Here is a 5,809-nt window from a genome sequence, read left to right as displayed (position 1 = left end):
CCCTTGTCGTGTTCGAGCGCGAGAAGGACGACCTCAACTGGGCCGCCGCGCAGAACAATCTGGCCAATGTGCTGTTGAAGATCGGCGAGCGCGAGAGCGACCCGAAGCGCCTGAACGAGGCGGTTGTGGCGATGCGCGCGACGCTCCAGAAACGCCCACGCGAAAAAGTGCCGCTCGAGTGGGCCGCTTCGCAGAACAATCTCGGCCTGGCGCTCTATGCGCTTTCCGAGCGCGAGGCCGCCGGCGAACATCTGACGCAAGCCGAGGCGGCCTACCGGCTGGCACTTGAGGAATACACACGCGAAACGGCGCCGGTGGAATGGGCGATGGTCGAGAACAATCTCGGCAACACGCTGGTGTCGCTCGGCATTCAGCTCAACGACAAGGCGAAGATAAACGAAGCGGCCGACGCGTTCCGTGCCGCGCTCGAGGTGCGAACCCGTGAGACCTTCCCCGTCTCATGGGCGACCAGCAGGCTCAACCTCGGCAACGCGCTGAGCGGCGTCGCCCGCTTCGATATGGGCACCGGCGCGCTTGAAGAGGCCGCGGCCGCCTATGATGACGCACTGACGGTCTTTACCCGGCAGCGTTTCCCGATGGACTGGGCGTCGGCGCAGAACAATCTCGGTTCGATCTACCAGACGCTTGGCCAGCGCACCCGCGACGCGGCCAAGCTGGAGCAGTCGGCGAGCGCCTTCCGGGCGACCCGGCAGGTCTATGTCAGACGGAAATTCCCTCGCGATTGGGCAATGAGCCACTACAATCTCGGCAACACGCTGCAGCTTCTGGGCGGCGTGACCGACAAGCCGGAACATTATGGTGAAGCCATTGCCGCCTACCGCGATGCGTTGCGCGAGTACAAGCGCGAGACGAATCCCCGCCAATGGGCGCTAGCCCAGGCCGGCCTCGGCTCGACGCTGCACTGGCTGAGCATGAGCAATGCCGACTCCAGGACCCTGCTTGAGTCCATAGCGGCCCGCCGGGCAGCCCTCGAAGTACTCACCGTCGACGCGGCACCGGTCGACTGGGCCAACGCCCAGAACGGCATCGGCATGAGCCTGCTCAACCTCGGAAATCTCGAACGCACCGGCAAATATCTCGGTGACGCCGAGGCCGCCTTCACGGCGACGCTGAAGGTATTCTCGAGGGAAGGCCTGCCCATGCAATGGGCCTTCGCGCAGAACAATCTCGGTGACGTCAGCTGGAACCGAGCCAGCTATGGCGGGGGCAAGGCCGAATATCAAAAGGCGATCGAATTCTTCGAGAACGCCAAGCAGGGCTTTACCGAAGCCGGCTACACGATCCCCATCCCGCTCACCGACCAGAAGATCGATCTGGTGAAGAAGCAGATGGCGAAGAAGTAGGTCTACGCATCCCGCCGACCGCGCCTTGTCTTTCGGCTGGCTTTACCGTCCCTATATGTCCCGTCACCGGAACCCATTGCCGGGAACCGGAGAAGGATAGCGGATGATTCGATTTGCCTTGGCGTTGTTCCTGTTTCTTATTCCCGGCGTAGCCCACGCCACGGATGCAGGCTGGGCGCTGCTGCGCGATGGCGGACATGTCGTGCTGCTGCGCCATGCCATGGTCACCGGCACCACCGACCCGGCCAATTTCGACATCGACAGTTGTGCCACCCAGATGAACCTGTCGGCGCGTGGCAAGCAGCAGGCGAGCAAGATCGGCGCTCTGTTTGCCGCCCGTGCGGCACCGATCGAGCGTGTGCTGTCCAGCCGCTATTGCCGCTGCCTCGACACTGCCCGCATCGCCTTCGAGGCCGAGCCGGAGCTGTTTGCTCCGCTCGATCTCCTGAAGGGCGACGAGGCGCAGAAAGCCGCGCAGATCGCGGCGATCCTCAAAGAAATCCGCGCCTATTCCGGCTCCGACAATCTGGTCATGGTTACCCATCTGGAAGACATCGTGGCGCTGACCGGCATCTCACCGCGCGAAGGCGAGGCCGTGGTCGTGGAGCCGCAGGGCGATGGCCTGCGCGTGCTCGGCCGCGTCACCTTCTGAGCGCCCTGCGCGCGATCGCTGACGTCGAAAGCGGTGTTGCCTAAATGCCACCGCCGCAAGAAGCCGCAAATCCGCCACGACAATGCCGCTTGCGACAACCCGTCGCAGGGGCTATAGGCGCGCTCCCGGTCACGAGAACCGAAGTGAGCACAACGGTTGGAGCTTTCGCCTCCGCCCGTGCAGGCGGCTTTGCCGCCCTGTATACGGCGCTGCTTTGGGGATTGGGATCGCGGATGTAGCTCAGCGGGAGAGCGCCGGATTTGGGTCCGGAGGTCGGGGGTTCAATTCCCTTCATCTGCACCACGGATAGCTCAGTTTGGTTAGAGCATCAGATTGTTAATCTGACTGTCGAAGGTTCGATTCCTTCTCCATTGGCCTGAAAAGCCATCCGAAAAACGGTCCGGGGACTGGAATGCGAAAGACTGGACGGATGGCCCAAGCCCTCGGGCGCGGATCATCCCAAGCGTCTTTCGCCATCGGCTCGCGGCCAGGCCCGCGGTGACGATCAAGGCGCAGCGTCGCCGGCAAGGGAGGCCAAGGCCTCCGGCGCCCGCTTCACTGCCCCGCGATCCGCTCCCGAAGGCCCGCCACGGATTGATGCCACCAGTCCCCGGATCATTCGTGCCCGGGCTGTGACGCAAGAGACGACGTGAAACGAGAAACGAAAGGAACGATCGACGCATGACTTGACGCCTCGCATGGGGCCATGCCCGACAGGAGTAAGACAATGACAATTCTCGACAAGGTTCTTGGGCGCGAGCGCGTCCTCGTAAAGGAAAACGAACGTGCCCTCACCCTCCACAAGGGGGAAATCAAGACTGTCCTGCTGCCGGGCGAGCACTGGCTCGCCAACCGGCGCGGCAGCCTCGAAGTGTCCCGGCACGATCTGAAGAACCCGGAATTCGTTTCGGCATACGAGAAGGCGTTGTTCGACAAGCTCCCGGATGTGGCCGCGCGTCATTTCACCGTCGTTCGCACCGGGCGCACGGATGTCGCCATCATCGAGCGCGACGGCAATCTGCACGCCGTGCTGGCGCCGGACCGCAAGCTGGTGCTGTGGACGGATGCCGGCCCGTGGAAGGTGACGCTGATCGACACATCAGTCGATCTCGCCATCGATGCGGCGGTCATGCGCCGGCTCGGCCAGGCCCGGAAGGCGGAATTGATGTCCGTCCATCCGGTCGTCGACGGTCAGGCCGGACTGCTGTTCATCGACGGTGTTCTGGTCAGGACGCTGACGGCGGGCGTGCATGGCTTCTGGAACGTCGGACGCATGGTGCAGATCAAGGTCGTCGACCTCAAGCGCCAGTCGCTCGACGTTGCCGGGCAGGAAGTGCTGACCAAGGATCGCGTGACGATCCGCGTCAACATCGCGGCCGAATACCGGGTCGTCGATCCTGTCAAGGCGGTGAGCATGGTGAAGGACTTCTCCGAAGCCCTTTACCGCGCCCTGCAGTACGCCTTCCGCAAGACCCTTGGCGCGCTGACACTCGATCAGATCCTTGAAAAGAAGGTGACGATCGACGAAGAGGCCGCTGGCAAGGTCCGCGCCGATATGGCCGAGATCGGGGTGGAGGTCAGCGATATCGCGCTCAAGGATGTCATCCTGCCGGGCGAGATGCGCGAGATCCTCAACCAGGTGGTGTCGGCCGAAAAGCAGGCCGAGGCCAACATCATCCGTCGCCGCGAGGAGACGAACGCGACGCGTTCCCTCCTCAACACGGCCAGGGTGATGGCGGAAAACCCGGTGATGCTGCGGTTGAAGGAGCTCGAGGCTCTGGAAACCATCGCCGGCAAGGTCGAGCGGCTGACCGTCCACAACGGAACCGGCGGGCTGCTGAACGATCTGGTCAAGCTCCGCGACAGCTGATGCATGTCGCCCAAAGTGGTTCCGGTTTTGGAAAAACGACCTGCATCGAAACAAAGGCTGACGTGACGTCAACAGAAGGGCCGCCGGGTAAACCGGCGGCCCTTCTTGCGTTTCCTGGATGCCCTACCCATCTGCGCCCGGCGCATCAGGCCTTTTCCTGCCGGGAAAAACCGATTAGACAGCGCCCAAACAAGATGCGGACAGATTCCGCCCGCAACCGAAGGAAAAGCCCTTGTCCACCACGTTCGACAAAGTCGCCAAGATCATTGCCGACACCAGCGAGATCGATATCGACACGATTACGCCCGAGAGCCACACGATCGACGATCTCGGCATCGACAGCCTCGATTTCCTCGACATCGTCTTTGCCATCGACAAGGAATTCGGCATCAAGGTGCCACTGGAAAAGTGGACCCAGGAGGTCAATGACGGCAAGGCTTCGACGGACGATTACTTCGTCATGAAGAACCTGTGCGCCAAGATCGACGCGCTGGTTGCCGCCAAGACCGCCTGACATCGGTTGAGCGTTCGATCTTGACGCGCTCTGCCGCCTGACCCACAAAGCCGCACATGAGCAGCCCCCGCGACGTCGTCATATCAGGTATCGGCCTTGTCTCCTCGCTGGGGGAAGGTCCGGACGCCCATTGGCAAAAGCTCGTGCAGCCGGGGCTGGAACCGGTGCTCGAAGCGGCGCGCTTTGCACCCTATACCGTTCATCCATTGCCGGAGATCGACTGGAACCTGCAGATCGCCAAACGTGGCGATCAGCGCCAGATGGAAACCTGGCAGAGGCTCGGCACCTATGCCGCAGGCCTGGCGCTGGACGACGCCGGCATCAAGGGCAATGACGAACTCTGCACGACCATGGACATGGTCGTGGCCGCGGGCGGCGGCGAACGCGACGAGGCGGTCGATGCCGCCATTCTCGCCGCGTCGGAAAGCCGCAACGACCGCGATGTGCTGATCAACGAGAAATTGACCACCGAATTGCGGCCGACACTGTTCCTGGCGCAGCTTTCCAATCTGCTCGCCGGCAACATCTCCATCGTCCACAAGGTGACCGGCTCATCCAGAACCTTCATGGGCGAGGAAGGTGCCGGTGTCGCCGCCGTCGAGACAGCAGCCGCGCGCATCCGCTCCGGCCAGTCGACGCACATCCTGGTCGGCGGCGCCTTCCAGACCGAACATTCCGACATGCTGCTCGGCTATGAACTCGCCGGCTATCTGCATCGCGGCCAGTGGAAGCCGGTCTGGCAAAGACAGGGGGCTGAGGGCGGCGGCGTCGTGACTGGATCCGGCGGTGCCTTCCTGGTACTGGAGCAGCGCGAACACGCGATAAGCCGCGGCCGCAAGATCTATGCCGAGCTTGGGCCGGTCGTCTCCGGCCGCGCCAGGCGCCCACGGGGAGAACTCGACGCCCAGATCGCCGCCCTGCTCAAGCAGGCTGCAATGCCGAACGGCAAATTGCTGGCCATGTCGGGCGCGTCGGGCGCCCATACGGCAACCATCGCCGAGAAAGCCGCGCTCGATGCCAATCCGGCGATTGCCGCGCGCGGTTTCTCGACGCTGACCGGACACATGAAGGAAGCACAGTTTCCCTTCGCTGTGGCACTGGCGGCGCTGGCCGTCGATCGCAAGGCCGCCTACCCTGTTTTTGACGCCGCAGCCGAGAAGCCGTTCGAAGGGGTTCCCGCAACCGTCCTTGCAACGGCGATCGGCTATCACCAATTCGAGGGCATGGCGCTCGTCAACGCCGCCTGAGGCGGTGGTCCACGATCCATGCCGCAACGATAGACGATCGAGGGCTACCGCATGGCCAATCTGAACGATCATATGGGCAGGCCGATCGTTGCCGTCACCGGCATCGGCGTGGTGACCTCGCTTGGCGTCGGCAAGGCCGCTAATTGGGCGGCGCTGACCTCG

Annotated in this window: 4 protein-coding genes, 2 tRNA genes and 1 pseudogene; all 7 read left to right on the top strand. The window is 63.1% G+C overall.

The window, feature by feature from the left end:
• Positions 1-1,364: pseudogene (locus tag EN984_RS20120) on the top strand (tetratricopeptide repeat protein); the annotation flags it as partial.
• A 103-nt stretch (positions 1,365-1,467) separates the two neighbouring features.
• Positions 1,468-2,016: a histidine phosphatase family protein gene (locus tag EN984_RS20115; protein WP_127267431.1), complete on the top strand. Its 549-nt coding sequence runs from the start codon at positions 1,468-1,470 to the stop codon at positions 2,014-2,016.
• 229 nt (positions 2,017-2,245) lie between these two features.
• A tRNA-OTHER gene (locus EN984_RS20110) sits at positions 2,246-2,319 on the top strand.
• A 2-nt stretch (positions 2,320-2,321) separates the two neighbouring features.
• Positions 2,322-2,391, top strand: a tRNA-Asn gene (locus tag EN984_RS20105).
• A 352-nt stretch (positions 2,392-2,743) separates the two neighbouring features.
• Positions 2,744-3,886: a slipin family protein gene (locus tag EN984_RS20100; RefSeq protein WP_023812260.1), complete on the top strand. Its 1,143-nt coding sequence runs from the start codon at positions 2,744-2,746 to the stop codon at positions 3,884-3,886.
• Positions 3,887-4,118: 232 nt separating this feature from the next.
• On the top strand, positions 4,119-4,400 hold the full coding sequence (locus tag EN984_RS20095) for an acyl carrier protein (protein WP_010909964.1): 282 nt from the start codon (positions 4,119-4,121) through the stop codon (positions 4,398-4,400).
• A 56-nt stretch (positions 4,401-4,456) separates the two neighbouring features.
• Complete coding sequence (locus EN984_RS20090; protein WP_127267432.1) at positions 4,457-5,647, top strand: beta-ketoacyl-ACP synthase; 1,191 nt, start codon at positions 4,457-4,459, stop codon at positions 5,645-5,647.
• Positions 5,648-5,809: the final 162 nt, after the last annotated feature.

It is taken from the genome of Mesorhizobium sp. M7A.F.Ca.CA.004.12.1.1 (assembly GCF_003997835.1).
GTDB lineage: Bacteria > Pseudomonadota > Alphaproteobacteria > Rhizobiales > Rhizobiaceae > Mesorhizobium.
This window is presented reverse-complemented; position numbering and strand designations above follow the sequence as displayed.